Annotated in this window: 15 protein-coding genes; 6 read left to right on the top strand and 9 right to left on the bottom strand. The window is 68.4% G+C overall.

Going from position 1 to position 16,582, the window contains the following annotated elements:
• Window positions 1-251: 251 nt before the first annotated feature.
• The 9 genes from IC535_RS14635 to IC535_RS14675 all read right to left on the bottom strand — a co-directional run bounded on the left by IC535_RS14635 (window position 252) and on the right by IC535_RS14675 (window position 10,504).
• Window positions 252-1,529, bottom strand: coding sequence for a citrate synthase (locus IC535_RS14635; RefSeq protein ID WP_228887262.1), 1,278 nt, complete (start codon window positions 1,527-1,529; stop codon window positions 252-254).
• Between the two features lie 307 nt (window positions 1,530-1,836).
• Entirely contained in the window at window positions 1,837-2,097 is a 261-nt protein-coding gene (locus IC535_RS14640; protein ID WP_228887263.1) for a type B 50S ribosomal protein L31, read from the bottom strand.
• A gap of 109 nt (window positions 2,098-2,206) precedes the next feature.
• Window positions 2,207-3,145 (bottom strand): nucleoside hydrolase, encoded by a 939-nt coding sequence (locus IC535_RS14645; RefSeq protein WP_228887264.1) that lies wholly within the window; start codon window positions 3,143-3,145, stop codon window positions 2,207-2,209.
• A gap of 368 nt (window positions 3,146-3,513) precedes the next feature.
• The gene (gene recG / locus IC535_RS14650) at window positions 3,514-5,625 is read right to left on the bottom strand and encodes an ATP-dependent DNA helicase RecG (protein ID WP_228887265.1); all 2,112 of its coding nucleotides are present in this window, start codon (window positions 5,623-5,625) and stop codon (window positions 3,514-3,516) included.
• Between the two features lies 1 nt (window position 5,626).
• Complete coding sequence (locus IC535_RS14655) at window positions 5,627-6,019, bottom strand: RidA family protein (RefSeq protein WP_228887266.1); 393 nt, start codon at window positions 6,017-6,019, stop codon at window positions 5,627-5,629.
• Between the two features lie 225 nt (window positions 6,020-6,244).
• Complete coding sequence (locus IC535_RS14660; protein WP_228887267.1) at window positions 6,245-8,404, bottom strand: RelA/SpoT family protein; 2,160 nt, start codon at window positions 8,402-8,404, stop codon at window positions 6,245-6,247.
• A 165-nt stretch (window positions 8,405-8,569) separates the two neighbouring features.
• Entirely contained in the window at window positions 8,570-8,869 is a 300-nt protein-coding gene (gene rpoZ / locus IC535_RS14665; RefSeq protein WP_017357259.1) for a DNA-directed RNA polymerase subunit omega, read from the bottom strand.
• A 112-nt stretch (window positions 8,870-8,981) separates the two neighbouring features.
• Complete coding sequence (gene gmk, locus IC535_RS14670) at window positions 8,982-9,647, bottom strand: guanylate kinase (protein ID WP_228887268.1); 666 nt, start codon at window positions 9,645-9,647, stop codon at window positions 8,982-8,984.
• Entirely contained in the window at window positions 9,644-10,504 is an 861-nt protein-coding gene (locus IC535_RS14675) for a YicC/YloC family endoribonuclease (protein WP_228887269.1), read from the bottom strand. The genes gmk and IC535_RS14675 overlap by 4 nt, the downstream gene beginning before the upstream one ends.
• Before the next feature lie 126 nt (window positions 10,505-10,630).
• Here IC535_RS14675 and rph point away from each other — a divergent pair, with 126 nt between their 5' ends.
• From rph to IC535_RS14705, 6 genes are all read left to right on the top strand, one after another.
• On the top strand, window positions 10,631-11,359 hold the full coding sequence (rph, locus tag IC535_RS14680) for a ribonuclease PH (RefSeq protein ID WP_228887270.1): 729 nt from the start codon (window positions 10,631-10,633) through the stop codon (window positions 11,357-11,359).
• Entirely contained in the window at window positions 11,356-11,745 is a 390-nt protein-coding gene (locus tag IC535_RS14685) for a VOC family protein (protein ID WP_228887271.1), read from the top strand. Before rph ends, IC535_RS14685 begins: the two co-directional genes overlap by 4 nt.
• Window positions 11,742-12,335, top strand: coding sequence for an RdgB/HAM1 family non-canonical purine NTP pyrophosphatase (gene rdgB / locus IC535_RS14690; protein WP_228887272.1), 594 nt, complete (start codon window positions 11,742-11,744; stop codon window positions 12,333-12,335). Before IC535_RS14685 ends, rdgB begins: the two co-directional genes overlap by 4 nt.
• Before the next feature lie 58 nt (window positions 12,336-12,393).
• Window positions 12,394-13,617 carry a radical SAM family heme chaperone HemW gene (hemW, locus tag IC535_RS14695; protein WP_228887273.1) on the top strand — a complete coding sequence of 408 codons (1,224 nt, stop codon included), beginning with the start codon at window positions 12,394-12,396 and terminating at the stop codon, window positions 13,615-13,617.
• A 94-nt stretch (window positions 13,618-13,711) separates the two neighbouring features.
• The gene (locus IC535_RS14700; RefSeq protein WP_228887274.1) at window positions 13,712-16,171 is read left to right on the top strand and encodes a DUF1631 domain-containing protein; all 2,460 of its coding nucleotides are present in this window, start codon (window positions 13,712-13,714) and stop codon (window positions 16,169-16,171) included.
• Entirely contained in the window at window positions 16,168-16,521 is a 354-nt protein-coding gene (locus IC535_RS14705) for a PilZ domain-containing protein (protein ID WP_228887275.1), read from the top strand. Before IC535_RS14700 ends, IC535_RS14705 begins: the two co-directional genes overlap by 4 nt.
• Window positions 16,522-16,582: the final 61 nt, after the last annotated feature.

A 16,582-nucleotide genomic window follows, 5' to 3' on the forward strand; every position in this document is an offset into this window, starting at 1 on the left:
CCGTAGGGTGGCGCACAGGGATGTGCGCCATCAGAAAGTGACTCGCGCCCCGAAGGGGCACGAAACGCTTTTGAAGTCATCCGCGAAGCGGAAAACAGCAGCGGCAAAAACCGGACAACGGCCGGCCCTACCCCGGTGGCGTGTCCTTCGCAATGCCACAGCATTTGATGGGCTGTAGCCCCGGAGACGGGCGAAGAACCAAAAAAAACGCCTCCTTGCGGAGGCGTTCTGATTGCAGCGGCAGCCGGGGATCAGCCCTGGTAGTCGCGCACGTCGTGGCCGGTGTAGACCTGGCGCGGGCGGCCGATCTTCATTTCCGGGTCGACCTGCTGCTCCAGCCAATGCGCCACCCAGCCGGAGGTACGGCCCAGGGCGAACATGACGGTGAACATCTCGGTCGGGATCTGCAGCGCCTTGTAGATGATGCCGCTGTAGAAATCCACGTTCGGGTACAGCTTGCGGGCGACGAAGTAGTCGTCCTGCAGCGCGGCCTGCTCCAGCTTCACCGCCACGTCCAGCAGCGGATCCTGCACGCCCAGCTGCTTGAGCACCTTGCCGGTCATCTCGCCGATCACCTTGGCGCGCGGGTCGAAGTTCTTGTACACGCGGTGGCCGAAGCCCATCAGGCGGAAGCCGGAGGTCTTGTCCTTGGCCTTGAGCACGGCCGACTCCACGTTGTCGGCCGAACCGATCTCTTCGAGCATCTTCAGCACCGCTTCGTTGGCACCGCCGTGGGCCGGGCCCCACAGCGCGGTGACGCCGGCGGCGACCGAGGCGTACGGGTTGGCACCGGTCGAACCGACCAGGCGCACGGTCGAGGTCGAGGCGTTCTGCTCGTGGTCGGCGTGCAGGATGAACAGCAGGTCCAGCGCCTTGACCACGTCCTGGTTCAGCTCGTACTGGCCATCGGCCGACTCGAAGGTCTGCTTCAGGAAGCGGCTGACGTAATCCAGCGAGGTGTCCGGGGTATTGGCCGGCAGGCCCTTGCCGTGGCGGTAGATCAGCGCCGACAGGGTCGGCACCTTGGCGATCAGGCGCACCGCGGCCTGGCGGCGCTGCCCGGCATCGGACAGGTCCAGCGCGGCGTGGTACTGGGCCGACAGCTGCGCGATGGCAGCGGCCAGGATGGCCATCGGGTGGGCGTCGGTGGCGAAGCTGGCGATCAGTGCGTTGACCGATGCATCGACATTGGCCTCGGCAGCCAGCTCATCGGTGAAGGCCTTCAGCTGTTCGGCGCTCGGACGCTCGCCATGGATCAGCAGGTAGGCCACTTCGACGTAGCTCGACTTTTCCGAGAGCTGTTCGATCGGGTAACCGCGGTACAGCAGCACGCCCTTGTCACCGTCGATATAGGTGATGGCGGACTTGCAGCTGGCCGTGGCGGTGTAGCCGGAGTCGTAGGTGAAGAGACCGGTTTCCTTGGTCAGCTTCGAGATGTCGACGCAATCGTTGCCGAGCGTAGGTTTGATGACGGGCAGAACAACCGACGTGTCGCCGGCGTTGAGCGTGACCTGATCAAGATCGGACACTGTGTGCGCTCCTCGAGGGAAGGCGCCCGCCCAAGCGCATGGGGCAGGCACGTGAAGGAAGTCCACGATCGTTATCGTGGATCCGGCCATTATCGCACAGCAACATTTTCGACGCCCTAGGACGGAAGTCGTAGAAGGCAGGGCCAACGCACTGCCGGACAGGGCAAGACGGCCGCGCCACGGCCCCGGGCACACAGCGTTCCGCCGGCGGCCGATACGGCATTAACCGGCGTTCATTTTTGCCGCGCGCACGAAAAAACAACGGCCGCCAGGGCGACCGTTGTTTTTGGACAGCTGCGTCGACAGATCAGGCTGCGGTCGGCGCCGGCTTGCCGAAACGCTTCTGGAACTTGTCGATACGGCCGCTGGTGTCGATCACCTTGTGCTTGCCCGTGTAGAACGGATGGGAAGCCGAGGAGATTTCCACCTTGACGAGCGGGTACTCGTTGCCGTCTTCCCACTTGACCGTGTCCTTGGTGGACATGGTCGAACGAGTCAGGATCTTGAAATCAGAGGTAACGTCGTGGAAAACCACGTCGCGGTAAACAGGATGAATATCGGCCTTCATGGGCGCGCACCGTAATAAGGGCTGGTGGTCAAGAGCGGCATTATAGCCCCGCTTGCCGCCAAGGGCAAGCCGGGACCATCAACCGTGCGAAAGGGCCGCCATGGCGGCATCAGACGAAGCCGAGCGCAGCCCGGACCTGGGCTTCAAAGCGCCCCTGGTCATAGGCCATCAGCAGCCGGGTGTTGTCCGGCTGCCCGGTCTGGCGGTTCCAGTCGACAATGGTAGCACCCCGGCTGTGGACCCCGGCCAGCTCCACGTTCAGCGGGCGCGATTCCACCCGCAGCGCGCCTTCGGGCTGCAGCGCCCAGGCCATGGCCAGGGCGTCGGCGGCGTACCAGCGTTCGCCGCGGCTGTCTTCGGACCACAGCCGGGTCTGGCGCGAGATCAGTTCATAGAAGCGCGCCTTGTCGCTGTCGGCGCCCAGCCACTGCTCGACATCCTTGTGCAGCAGGCCGTGGGCGACGGTGGCTTCCCAGTCGGCCACTTCGATATGCGGGAAGCCGCTGAACACGATGTGCGCCGCCTCCGGGTCGAAGGCGATGTTGAACTCGGCCGCCGGGGTGATGTTGCCGTGGCAGGTCACCGCCCCGCCCATCACCAGGAAGCGCTTCACGCGCTGCGGCAGGGTCGGGTCCAGCTTCAGGGCCAGGGCCAGGTTGGTCAGCGGGCCGAGCGCGACCAGGAACAGCTCGCCGGCATATTCGTGCGACAGGCGCAGGATCGCCAGCGCGGCGTGCTCGGCCTCGGCCTGGCGCTTGGCGGCCGGCAGGTTGACATCGCCAAAGCCATCGGCGCCGTGCACGTGGGCGGCATCGACGGAGGGGTGCAGCAGCGGATCGGCGGTGCCGGCGTAGACCGGCACATCGTCGCGGCCAGCCACTTCGCACAGCTTCAGGGCATTACGGACGGTATGGTCCAGGCCAACGTTGCCGGCGGCGATGGTCAGGCCAACGATATCGTGGCGCTCATCGGCAAAGGCCATCAACAGGGCCAGGGCATCATCGACACCCGGGTCGGTATCGATCAACAGCGGAATCTTCTTGGTCATCGTTGCCGTCTTGATAGTCGGCGAGGGACTTTCGCACCCTGCCATGACAAATACAAGGCGGGGCAATCGGAGGTGCGAAAGGCGCCGGCCGCCGACCGGCGCCCATACGTGCGCCGCACGGATGGGTAGGTACCGACCGTTGGTCGGTACGCGCTAGAACAAAGCCCGAGGCTGCCGCTTCGCCTGGTTCACCGGCGACCGGATGGGCCGCTTCGGGGCCGGTAGGCCTTTCTGCAAATGTTCCCCGGTATCCGTCTGGCGGCGGCTATCTCCTCCTTTACTTTGCCGAAAGGCCTACCGGCCCCGCAGCGGCTCGGCTTACGGAACGGAGCACGTCAACCCAGGCATTGGCGCCATGCGGCGACGCCTTACGCCGACGCATACCGCACCGCCGTGCCGATCCACCGCCGCACCACCCTGTCGGCCACCTCCGGCGCTTCGGCCAGCAGGCGCTCGGCCAGGTCGTGCACGCCCGGCAGCAGGTCCGCATCGCGGGCCAGGTCGGCCATGCGGAACGCCGCCAGCCCGGTCTGGCGCGTGCCCAGCAGTTCGCCGGGCCCGCGCAGCTCCAGGTCCTTCTCGGCGATCAGGAAGCCATCATTGGTCTGGCGCATGGTTTCCAGCCGCTCGCGGGCCATGGCCGACAAGGGCGCCTGGTACAGCAGCACGCAGCGCGACACCGCCGAGCCGCGCCCTACCCGCCCGCGCAGCTGGTGCAGCTGGGCCAGGCCGAGGCGCTCGGCGTTTTCGATGACCATCAACGAGGCATTGGGCACGTCCACGCCCACTTCGATCACGGTGGTGGCCACCAGCAGGTCGATCTGGCAGGCCTTGAACGCCACCATCGTGGCCAGCTTCTCGCTGGCCTTCAGCCGCCCGTGCACCAGCCCCACCCGCACCCCGGGCAACAGCGCCTGCAGCGAGTCGAACGTGGCCTGCGCCGGGGTGGCGTCCAGTTCTTCGCTTTCCTCGATCAGCGTGCACACCCAGTACACCTGCTGGCCTTCGCGGCAAGCCACCGCGATGCGTTCGATCAGCTCCGGGCGGCGGTCGTTGTTGAGTGCCACGGTCTGCACCGGGGTGCGCCCGGGCGGCAGTTCATCGATTGCCGAGACATCCAGGTCGGCGTATTCGGACATCGCCAGGGTGCGCGGAATCGGGGTGGCGGTCATCACCAACTGGTGCGGCACGCTGCGCCCGTCGGCCCCCTTGTCGCGCAGCGCCAGCCGCTGGTGCACGCCGAAGCGGTGCTGCTCATCGACGATGGCCAAGGCCAGGTCCTTGAACACCACGCTGTCCTGCATCAGCGCATGCGTGCCGACCACCACCTGCGCCTGGCCCGAGGCGACCTCGGCCAGCACCTTGCTGCGCGCCTTGCCGGTGACCTTGCCGGCCAGCCACGCGGTGCGCACGCCCAGCGGTTCCAGCCAGGCGCGCAGATTGTTCAGATGCTGCTCGGCCAGCAGTTCGGTCGGGGCGGCCAGCGCCACCTGCTTGCCGCGCTCCACCGCCAGCATCGCCGCCAATGCGGCCACCACGGTCTTGCCCGAGCCGACGTCGCCCTGGACCAGGCGCAGCATCGGATGGGCCTTGAACAGGTCCTTGCGGATCTGCTCGAACACGCGCTGCTGCGCACCGGTGAGCTGGAACGGCAGGCTGTCGCGCAGCTGCCTGGCCAGCGCGCCCTGCCCGCGCAGCGACGGTGCGTGATGGGCCTGCAGGGCCATGCGCTGGCGGCGCAGGCTGAGGTGGTGGGCCAGCAATTCTTCGATCGCCAGGCGCCGTTGCGCCGGGTGCCGGCCGGCGGCCAACGCGGCCAGGTCGGCATCCGGTGGCGGCCGGTGCACGGTCAGCAGCGCGCTGCGCAGCGACGGCAGGCCCAGGCCGGACAGCCACCCCGAGGGCAGCAGCTCCAACGTGGACTCTTCCGGCAGGCGGTCCAGGGCCAGCCCGATGAACTTGCGCAGCGTGGCCGGGCCGACGCCCTCGACCGCCGGGTAAACCGGGTCGAGGCTGTCGCCGAGTTCGTCATCGTCCTGGCCGCCCATCACCCGGTAACTGGGGTGGACGATCTCCAGCCCGTTGTGGCCGGGCTTGGCGCTGCCGTAGCAGCGGATCCGCGCGCCGATGGCGAACTGCGCCACCTGCTGGGCACGGAAGTGGAAAAAGCGCAGCACCAGGGTGCCGTAGGAATCGTCTTCGATCGCGACCTTGAGCACCGGTCGGCCACGGAAACCGCGCTCGACCGCACTGACCCGCCCTTCCACCTGGGCGGCCATGCCCGGCTGCAATTGGGCGATGGTGGTCAGCCGGGTGCGGTCTTCATAGCGCAGCGGCAGGTGCAGCCACAGGTCCTGCAGCGACGTCAGGCCACGGGCCTCCAGCTTGGTGGCCACCGCCGGGCCGATCCCGGGAAGCATCGCAAGCGATGCCTCCCCGGCCGCGGCCAGTGCCGGTGCAGGAGCCCGTGACCTGGCCACGTCAGGCCTGGTCGAGCACCATCACCGCATCGACTTCGAAGTTGGCGCCCTTGGGCAGGCCGGACACTTCGATCGTGGAGCGGGCCGGGAACGGTGCGGTGAAGTAGTCCTGCATGACCGCGTTGACCTTGGCGAACTCGGCCAGGTCGGTCAGGTACAGGCCCAGGCGGACGATCTGGTCCAGCGAACCGCCGGCCTGCTCGGCCACGGCCTTGAGGTTGTCGAAGGCGCGACGGGCCTGGGCCTGGATGTCGCCAACGCCGACGATGTCGCCGGTGGCCGGGTCCAGCGGGATCTGGCCGGAGAAGTACACGGTGTTGCCGGCGCGCACGGCCTGCGAGTACGGGCCGATCGCGGCCGGCGCCTTGTCGCTGGTGATGATCTGGCGGGACATGGAAGCTCCACGATGTTGAAGGGGGGAGCGTGATTGTATCGCGCCGATGCAACGCCAACCGTAGGGCGGGCCATGCCCGGGCATCGCGGTGCCGGGGCCGAAGCATCCGACCATGGGTCGGATCTATCGGCAACGCGTCCGGTCCCATGCAAAACCGACGGTAGGTCCGGGCCATGCCCGGGCATCGCGGTGCCGGGGCCCGAAGCATCCGACCATGGGTCGGATCTACTGCCGCCTGACCGCTTGCACCACCGACAAGCGCCGCAGGCGGCGCATCACTTCGGCCAGGTGGTTGCGGTCGCGCACCTGGATGTTGAAGGCCAGCACCGCCGCGTTGAAATCGCGGTCCAGGTAATCCACCCGTTCGATGTTGGAATGGCTCTGCGCGATCGCCGCGGCCAGCTGGGCCAGCACGCCGGTGCCATTCTCCACTTCCACCACCAGCGCGGTGTCGTAGTCGCCGGACACGGTGGTGTCCCAGCCGATCGGCACCCAGCGTTCGGGCGACTTGCGCAGCTCGGCCAGGTTCGGGCAATCCAGCCGATGCACCACGATGCCCTTGCCGGCGGTGTGGTAGCCCATGATCTCGTCGCCGGGAATGGGCTGACAGCAGTTGGCGAAGGTGACCACGCCGCGTTCGCTGCCGTTGATCAGGATCTTTTCCTGCGAATGCCTGGAATGCACGCCGCCGCGCAGTTCGGCGTAGGCCATCAATGCCTGCGCGGCCTGGTTGGGCATCCAGTTGCCCAGCGCCACTTCGGCCAGCAGGGCCTCCAGGCGCGGGTAGCGATGCTCGGCCAGGAAGGCGTCCAAACGCCCCTTGGGCAGGCGTTCGAGCGAGCTGTCCATTGCCTCCAGCGCGCGGTCGAGCATGCGGTGGCCCAGCTGCACGGCATCTTCGTGTTCGAGTTGCTTGAGCTGGTGGCGGATCGCGGTGCGCGCCTTGGAACTGACCACGAACTCCAGCCACTGCGGCTTGGGCGTGGCCGAGCGCGCGGTGATCACTTCCACCGTCTGCCCGCTGACCAGCTTGGTGCGCAGCGGCACCAGCTTCTTGTCCACCCGCGAGGCCACCGCCATGTTGCCCACGTCGGTATGCACCGCGTAGGCGAAGTCCAGCGCGGTGGAGTTGCGCGGCAGTGCCAGGATCTTGCCCTTCGGGGTGAACAGGTAGACCTCGTCCGGGAACAGGTCGACCTTGACGTTGTCCAGGAATTCCAGCGACGAACCGGCCGCGCGCTGCGAATCGATCAGCTCCACGATCCAGGCATGGGCGCGGCTCTGCGCGCTGTTGGGCGAATCGCCGCCAAACTTGTAGGTCCAGTGCGCGGCCACGCCACGCTCGGCGATCAGGTCCATTTCCTCGGTGCGGATCTGTACTTCGATCGGCGAACCGTACGGGCCGAACAGCACCGTGTGCAGCGACTGGTAACCGTTGGCCTTGGGGATGGCGATGAAATCGCGGAAGCGCCCGTCCAGCGGCTTGAAGGTGGCATGCACCGCGCCCAGCGCGTGGTAGGCGTTGGGCACGCTGCGCACGACCAGGCGGAAGCCGAACACATCCATCACCTGGTCGAAGGATTTGTTCTCGTCGTGCATCTTGTTGTAGATGCTCCATGGGGTCTTGATCCGGCTGACCAGGCGGTGCTCCAGCCCTTCCTTGGCCAGGCGCTGGCTCAACTGCACCTCCACCTGGGCCATCGCCTCGCGGCGCACCACCGGCTGGCTGCGGATGTGCTTTTCCAGGATGGCGTGGCGCCACGGGTACAGCGCCTTGAAACCCAGGTTCTGCAGCTCGCTCTTGACCAGGCTCATGCCCAGGCGCTGGGCGATCGGGGCGTAGATCTCCAGCGTTTCACGCGCGATGCGGCCGCGCGCTTCGCGGCTCTGCGCGCCCAGCGTGCGCATGTTGTGCAGGCGGTCGGCCAGCTTGATCATGATCACGCGCAGGTCGCGCGACATCGCCAGCAGCATCTTGCGGAAGCTCTCGGCGGCCGCTTCCTGGCGGTCGCGGAACTTCAGCTTGTCCAGCTTGGTGACCCCGTCGACCAGTTCGGCCACCGCTTCGCCGAACTCGGCGGCCAGCTCCTCACGGGTCAGCGGGGTGTCTTCGATGGTGTCGTGCAGGATCGCGGCGATCAACGCCTCCATGTCCAGGCCCAGCTCGGCCAGCACCTGCGCCACCGCGACCGGATGGGTGATGTAGGGCTCGCCCGATTTGCGGGTCTGGCCGGCATGCGCGGCGGCGCCCACTTCCCAGGCACGGCGTAGCAACGGCAGCTGCTCGGGCGGCAGGTAGTGCGCCGCGCGTTCGAGCTGGAGGACATAGTCGGGTACGGCCGCACCGGGAGCAGCGGCGACCTTGGCAGTGGGGCCTGGGTTCATGGCTGAAGACTATGCCAGCGGCGGGATAACGGCAAACCCCTGAACAGGCAGCGAGCCATGTCCTACGCCCCGGCACGTCGTGGCCGCCCGGCGCGATGCCCGCAACGCAGAACAGCCCGCCAAGGGCGGGCTGTTCGGGCAACAACGGGGTGAACGCCGAAGCGATCAGTCGTCGTTCTTGGACATGTCTTCGTCGGCGACGACTTCGGCCGCGGCCCATTCCAGTGCTTCACGCTCGGCGCGCTCGCGTTCGGCCTTCTCGACTTCATCGATCAGGGCGTTGTCGATCTTGCGGGCGGCGATTTCGCGCAGCGCCAGCACGGTCGGCTTGTCGTCGGTTTCGCTGTTGTCCAGGGTGGCCTGGACGCCATTGGCCAGCTGACGGGCGCGCTTGGACGCCATCATGACCAGCTCGAAACGGTTGTTCACGACTTCCAGACAATCTTCTACGGTGATGCGGGCCATGCGGGCTCCCGGCAGCCGGTGAGGGCTGCGCAATCGAATGAGGGAAAGGGGAGAGATTGTACCGGCCAGGGCTGGACAAAATCAAGCCGACCGGCTACCACCGCGTTGCAAATCAGTCAGTTGGGCCCGATTCCTGGGTCAACAGGGCCTGGATCAGCCCGGCGTGGCGCACCTTCTGGGCCTCCCGGCGCAGCCGGCTGGCGGTGAAGATCGCGCACAGTTCGTCCACCGCGGTGTCGAACACTTCGTTGACGATCACGTAGTCGAAGTCGTTGAAATGCAGCATTTCCTCGCGCGCGGCGGCCAGGCGCTGGGCAATCACCGCCTCGCTGTCCTGCCCGCGCTTGCGCATGCGGTCCTGCAGCGCCTGGCGCGACGGCGGCAGGATGAACACCGTCACCGTGCCCGGCACCAGCTGGCGCACCTGCTGGGCGCCCTGCCAGTCGATCTCCAGCAGCACGTCCTGGCCGGCAGCCAGCTGCGGTTCCACCGACTGCCGCGCGGTCCCCTTCCAGTCGCCATGCACCCAGGCGTGCTCGAAGAAATCGCCGGCGGCGATCATCCGCTCGAACTCGGCGGCACTGACGAAGTGGTAATGCTCGCCGTTGATTTCGCCGGGGCGGGTGGCGCGCGAGGTGAACGAGATCGACAACGCGATCTGCGGGTCGCGCGCCAGGGTGGCGTTGACGATGCTGCTCTTGCCGGCCCCGGAGGGTGCGGCCACGATGTACAGGGTGCCGCGCGCCGGCTCGGCGTTCAGGGTGGGCTGGCTGCTCATTCGATGTTCTGCACCTGTTCGCGGATCTGGTCGATCAACACCTTCAGCTCCACCGCCGCGTTGGAGGTGCGGCTGTCCACCGACTTGGAGCCCAGCGTATTGGCTTCGCGGTTGAACTCCTGCAGCAGGAAGTCCAGGCGCCGGCCGACCGGCTCGCGCTGGGTGAACACCCGGCGGATCTCCACGATATGGCTGCCCAGGCGGTCCAGCTCTTCATCCACGTCCAGCTTCTGCAGCCACATCACCAGTTCCTGCTCGGCCCGGCCGGGGTCGACCGGGTGCGGCAGGTCGGCCAGGCGCGCGGCCAACTTGGCGCGCTGGCCCTCGCGGATCAGCGGAATCAAGGTGGTGACCTCGGCGGCGATGCGCTCGATGCTGTCCACCCGCTCCTGGATCGCCGCGGCCAGTTTGTCGCCTTCACGCTCGCGCGCGGCCACGAACCCGTCCAGGGCGGTGTCCAGCAGGGCCAGGGCCTCGGCCTGCAGCGCGGCGGCGTCGACCGCCTCGCCCTGCATCACCCCAGGCACCTGCAGCAGCTCGGTGAAGCTGACCTGCAGGCCGGGAAAACCCGCCGACAGCCGCGTGGCCAGTTCGCCGAGCTGGCCCAGCAGCGCCTCGTTGACCACCAGCGCACCGGTCACCTCCGGCGCGCGCAGGCGCAGCACCAGGTCGATCTTGCCGCGGCTGCAGCGGGAAGCGACGCGCTCGCGCAGCTGCGGTTCCAACGCACGCAGTTCCTCGGGCAGGCGCACGCCCACCTCCAGGAACCGGTGGTTGACCGAGCGCAGCTCACAGGCCAGCGTGCCCCAGGCGGTGGCGCGCTCGCCGCCGGCATAGGCGGTCATGCTTCGAATCATGGTGGGTTTTCCGATGTTCCCAAAGGGGGAATGGTACCCTAGCGGTCTCATTCGAGCCTCCCTGCCTGCCATCCCCCGGGGTGCGGGCGTGGTCGCGTTTCCCCAGCCTTCACGGAACCCCACAGCATGTCCGATCCCCGTCCCAGCGGCCGCCAGGCCGACCAGCTGCGCGAAGTGCGCATCGAACGCGCCTTCACCCGCCATGCCGAAGGGTCGGTGCTGATCAGCTTCGGGCAGACCCGCGTGCTGTGCACCGCCAGCGTGGAAAACCGCGTACCGGGCTTCCTGCGCGGCAAGGGCGAAGGCTGGGTGACGGCCGAATACGGCATGCTGCCGCGCTCGACCCACACCCGCAACGACCGTGAGGCCGCGCGCGGCAAGCAGGGTGGCCGCACCCTGGAGATCCAGCGCCTGATCGGCCGCACCCTGCGCGCCTGCGTCGACCGCGGCGCGCTCGGCGAGCGCACCATCACCCTGGACTGCGATGTGCTGCAGGCCGATGGCGGCACCCGTACCGCGGCCATCACCGGTGCCTACGTGGCGCTGGTGGATGCGGTCAACTTCCTGATCAAGCGCGGCGACATCAAGCGCAACCCGATCTTCGGCGCGGTCGCAGCGGTGTCGGTCGGCGTCTACCGCGGCACCCCGGTGCTGGACCTGGACTACGCCGAAGACAGCGACTGCGATACCGACATGAACGTGGTCATGAACGACGGCGGCGGCTTCATCGAGCTGCAGGGCACCGCCGAAGGCCATGCATTCCGCCGCGACGAACTGGACGCCCTGCTGGTCCTGGCCGAAAAGGGCATCGGCGAACTGTTCGCGGCACAGCAGGCCGCCCTGGCATCGACATGAACCGCCGCATCGCGCTGACCACCCTGGTCGTGGACGACTACGACCAGGCGATCGCCTGGTACACCGGCAAGCTCGGCTTCCAGCTGCTCCAGGACATCGACCAGGGCGACAAACGCTGGGTCGTGGTCGGCCCGGGCGACGACAGTGCCGCAGCGCTGCTGCTGGCGCGCGCCAGCACCGATGAGCAGCGCAGCCGGATCGGCAACCAGACCGGTGGCCGGGTCGGCTTCTTCCTCAACACCGACGATTTCTGGCGCGACCACGCGGCGATGACCGCGCGCGGCGTGGAGTTCCGCGAAACCCCGCGCGAAGAGGCGTACGCCACGGTCGCGGTCTTCGCCGATCTGTACGGCAACACCTGGGACCTGTTGGAGCCCAAGCAATGAAACTGGTACTGGCCAGCGGCAACGCCGGCAAACTGAAGGAACTGCAGGCCATGCTGGCCGACCTGCCGCTGCAGATCGTGGCGCAGGGCGAACTGGGCGTGAGCGAGGTCCCGGAAACCGGGCTGACCTTCGTCGAGAACGCGCTGATCAAGGCCCGCCATGCCTGCCAGAGCACCGGCCTGCCCGCACTGGCCGACGACTCGGGCCTGATCGTGGACGCCCTGGACGGCGCACCGGGCCTGTACAGCGCGCGCTATGCCGGCAGCCCGACCAACGATGCGGCCAACAACGCCAAGCTGCTCGAGGCAATGCGCGATGTGCCGGCCGAGCGCCGCACGGCGCGCTTCTTCGCGGTGATCGTGCTGCTGCGCCACGCCAGCGACCCGCAGCCGCTGATCTGCGAAGGCAGCTGGGAAGGGGTGATCCTGGACGAATTGCGGGGCAGCCATGGTTTCGGCTACAACCCGCTGTTCCTGGACCCGGCGCGCGGCCTGACCGCCGCGGAGATGCCGCCGGCGCAGAAAAACGTCATCAGCCATCGCGCCCTCGCCCTGCAGCTGCTCAAGCAGAAGCTGCCTGCCCTGCTCTGATGCCTGCCCGGATGATCCCTGGACAGCCGGCCAGCGGCCGGCCCCACCCTTGAATGCCATGGCCCAGCCACACGATCACTGCCACCACCTGCCCGGCGAACACTGCGCCGGCGACCACGACCACGCACCGCCGCTGGTGCCGCCGCCGTTAGCGCTGTACGTGCACCTGCCGTGGTGCGTGCGCAAATGCCCGTACTGCGATTTCAACTCGCATGCGGCCAAGGGCGAACTGCCGTTCGAGGCCTACATCGATGCCCTGATCCGCGACCTGGACCAGGACTTGCCGCTGGTCTGGGGCCGGGTGGTGAGCAGCGTGTTCTTCGGCGGCGGTACCCCCAGCCTGTTCCCGCCCGAGGCGATCGACCGCTTCCTGCAGGCGGCCTCGGCGCGGCTGCGTTTTGCGCCCAACCTGGAAGTGACCCTGGAGACCAACCCGGGCACCGCCGAGCACGGCCGTTTCGACCGCTACCGCGCGGCCGGGGTGAACCGGATCAGCTTCGGCATCCAGACCTTCAACGACCAGGCGCTGCAGCGCCTGGGCCGCATCCATGACAGCAACGAGGCCGAGCGTGCGGTCAAGCTGGCCCAGGACGCCGGCTACGACAATTTCAACATCGACCTGATGTACGCCTTGCCGCAGCAGACCCTGGCCGAGGCCGAGCACGACCTGGAACGCGCCTTCGCGCTGCAGCCCACGCACATGTCGCACTACCAGCTCACCCTGGAGCCGAACACCGTGTTCTTCGCGCGGCCGCCGCAGGGCATCCCCGACGAGGATTCGGCCTGGGACATCCAGGAGTACTGCCAGCGCCTGCTTGCCGACGCCGGCTACGCGCAGTACGAAGTCAGCGCCTACGCCAGGCCGGGCCGGCAGAGCCAGCACAACCTCAATTACTGGCGCTTCGGCGATTACCTGGGCATCGGCGCCGGCGCGCACGGCAAGATCAGCAGCGGTGCCGATCAGCACGTGCTGCGCCGCTGGAAGCACAAGCACCCGCAGACCTTCATGGACCATGCCGGCACGGCCGCGGGCATCGGCGGCGATGAGGTGATCGGTGCGGACCGGCTGCCGTTCGAGTACATGCTCAACCTGCTGCGCCTGCATGAGGGTTTCGGCCTGAAGGATTTCACTTCGCGCACCGGGCTGGACCCGGCGCGGATCGCGGTGCCGCTGCAGGCCGCGCTCGCCCGCGGCTGGCTGACCCGCGACGGCGACCACTTCCAGCCCACCGAGCTGGGCCGGCGCTTCACCAACGACGTGGTCGAGCTTTTCCTTCCTTAAGGCAGGACAAGCCCCTGCCAGGACATCCCTTCTGGCGGGAACAGGGCGAAAACGTTAGATTCCCTGTTCCAAGGGGAGCCGGAACCACTCACGGATGTCTGCGTCCGCACCGTCATCGTCCCAGCCCGACCCGGCCCGGTTCGCCAACGTCGCCGCCCCGCCACGCGTGCGCCGGCTGCTGGCCGCCCTGCATGCGCTGGCCGTGCAGACCCTGAGCAACCCGCTCAAGCTGACCATCGTCGAACTGGAACGCGAGCTGTTCCGCGACGCCGAGCGCGCGCGCAACAGCCAGATCCAGGCCGACATCTACGCCCAGACCCGGCGCCTGCACGAGGTGAACGCACAGTTCGCCCCGCGCTTCCTGGACGCCCTGGCCGACGCCCTGGCCGGCCTGCGCGAGCCGCGCGAGCGCCACCTGCCCGCCGCGGCCGCCACCCCGATGTCGGCCAGCACCCTGACCCTGGTCACCGATACCGATATCGACCGCGACATCGTGCTGGTGGAGATCGTCCGCCGCGAGGCGCAGCGTTCGGCCAGCGCCCTGCAGCTGCTGGGCCAGCGCTTTGCGGTGCTGGCCGCCGGCCCGGAGTTCGAAGCCGAAGACCTGCCGTTCGGCCCGCATGTGCTGTGCCGGATCCTGCGCGAGCTCGGCGAACAGTTCGCGCTCGGGCTGGAAACCCAGCTGGCGCTGTACCGCGTGTTCGACCGCCAGTTGATCGAACGCCTGGGCGAGCTGCTGGAACGCGCCAATATCCTGCTGGCCCATGAAGGCGTGCTGCCCGGGCTGGTGTATACGCCCTACCTGGCCCGTTCGGCGACCACCCGCCGGATCGTCACCGGCAACGAACGCGGCAGCGCCGGCAACCCGCCCCGCGAAGGCGGCGCGCCGCGCCCGCTGACCGGCTGGAGCGGCTCGGGTGGCGGCAGCGGCTGGGCAGCGATGACCAGCGAGGCGATCGCCAGCCTGCCGGCCTCGCTGCAGGCCGCCCTCTCCAATCCCGTCCAGGCGGCGCCGGGCAACGGCACGGCGCCGGACCTGGCCGCCCCGGCGATGTCGGCCCTGCACCAGCTGCTCGGTGCCGCACGCCAGGCCCATGCCGCTGCCCACGGCAGTGCAGTGGCCGACACGGCGGCGGACGCGCCGACCGGTCCTGCCGGGCAGGCGGCGGCCGCGTCGGCCAGCGTGCCGGCGCAGGGCGGCGAGGGCAGCACCGCGGCCGCCCCGGCAGCGGTGCCGGTGGCCAATGAAGCCGTGCACGCCACCCTGGCCAGGCTGCAGGCGCAGACCGCCGCGATCGGCGGGGCGCGGCGCAGCATGGCCGACCTGCACAACGCCCTGCTCGCGCAGATGCGCGCCGACCACGGCCCGCAGGCCGCCCTGACGGTCAAGGACAACGACACCTTCGACCTGCTGGACATGCTGTACGGGCAGATCCAGCACGAAGTGCGCCCCAACGCGGTGGCCGCCGACCTGCTGACCCGGCTGCAGGTGCCGGTGGCGCGCGCGGCGCTGTCCGACCCGGCGTTCTTCGTGCGCGACCAGCATCCGGCACGCGAACTGCTCAATGCCGTGGCCGAAGCCGGCGCCAACTGGCTGGGCGAGGAAGACATCGACCCGCAGCTGGTGCACAAGCTGGGCCGGGCCGTGGACCAGGTGGTCAGCGACTACCAGGACGATGCGGCGGTGTTCGAGACCGCCAACGAAGACATCCAGCAGCACTTCCGCGCGCTGGCGCACAAGGCCGAGCTGGCCGAGCGCCGCCACGTCGAAGCCGCGCGCGGCAAGGAACGCCTGGAAACGGCCAAACAGCAGGCCGCGACCAGCATCGAACAACTGTGCGTGCAGGCCGAACCGCCGCGCTTTGTGCAATCACTGCTCAAACAGGCCTGGTCGGACGTACTGACCCTGACCCTGCTGCGCAGTGGCGAAGGCTCCGAACAATGGCAGCAGCGCCAGCAGGAAACCGCGCGCATCGCCGAGGTCACCTGCCTGCCGCCCGGCTCGGCACCGAGCGATACCGAGCTCGGTGGGCAGGTCGAAACCGCGCTGCTGCAGGTCGGTTACCACCAGGACGAAGCCGCCGCGATCGCGCGCCGGCTGTCCACGCCCGGTGGCGAGGACGACAGCAGCTCGCGCACCGAACTGACCGCGCGCATCCGCGCCCGCACCCGGCTGGGCGAACAGGCCGAAGGCAGCGAGGCGCACAAGGCCACGCCGCTGGCGCGCAGCCCGGCCGAGGAAGACCGCTACCGCCAGCTGCGCACGCTGCCGTTCGGCACCTGGTTCGAGTTCACCACCAACCAGCAGGGCGACCTGCGCCGCCAGCGCCTGTCCTGGTACAGCCTGCTCACCGACAACGCGCTGTTCGTCAACCCGCGCGGGCAGAAGGTCGGCGAGCATTCGCTGGACGCACTGGCGCGGCTGATGGCCAGCGGCCAGGTACGCATCGTCAGCGAAGACAAGAGCCGGCTGATCGACCGTGCCTGGCAGGCCACCCTGCGCACCCTGCGTTCGCTGGCCGGCAACAGCCCCGCCGTGGAGAGCGCGCAATGAGTACCGAGACCGATACCCGCCGCGCGCCGCGCCGCCAGGTCGCCGACCTGGTGCCGGTCACCGACATGATGGCCGAGGCCGTGATCGGCCGGCTCGGCAACGTGTCCGAAACCGGCATGCTGATGCTGGCTTCGGTACCGCTGCAGGAAGACGCGCTGTACCAGTTGCAGTTCGCCATTCCCGGCCCGCATGGCCAGCCGCTGGCGCTGGACGTGGGCGCCCACCTGCTGTGGTGCGAGCAGACCCACGCCCCCGGCCAGGCCTGGGTGGGGTTCCGCTTCCTGACCCTGGGCCGGGAGCATCGCGAACAGCTGCGCGCGTGGATCGCACAGGAAACTTCGGCGGCCTGAGTGCCGGTTCCGGCACAGCGCGGCCGGCGCGATTGCGGCAGAATCAAGGGCTGCACTCCGC

This window comes from Stenotrophomonas rhizophila, from assembly GCF_020857975.1.
Lineage (GTDB): Bacteria > Pseudomonadota > Gammaproteobacteria > Xanthomonadales > Xanthomonadaceae > Stenotrophomonas > Stenotrophomonas rhizophila_C.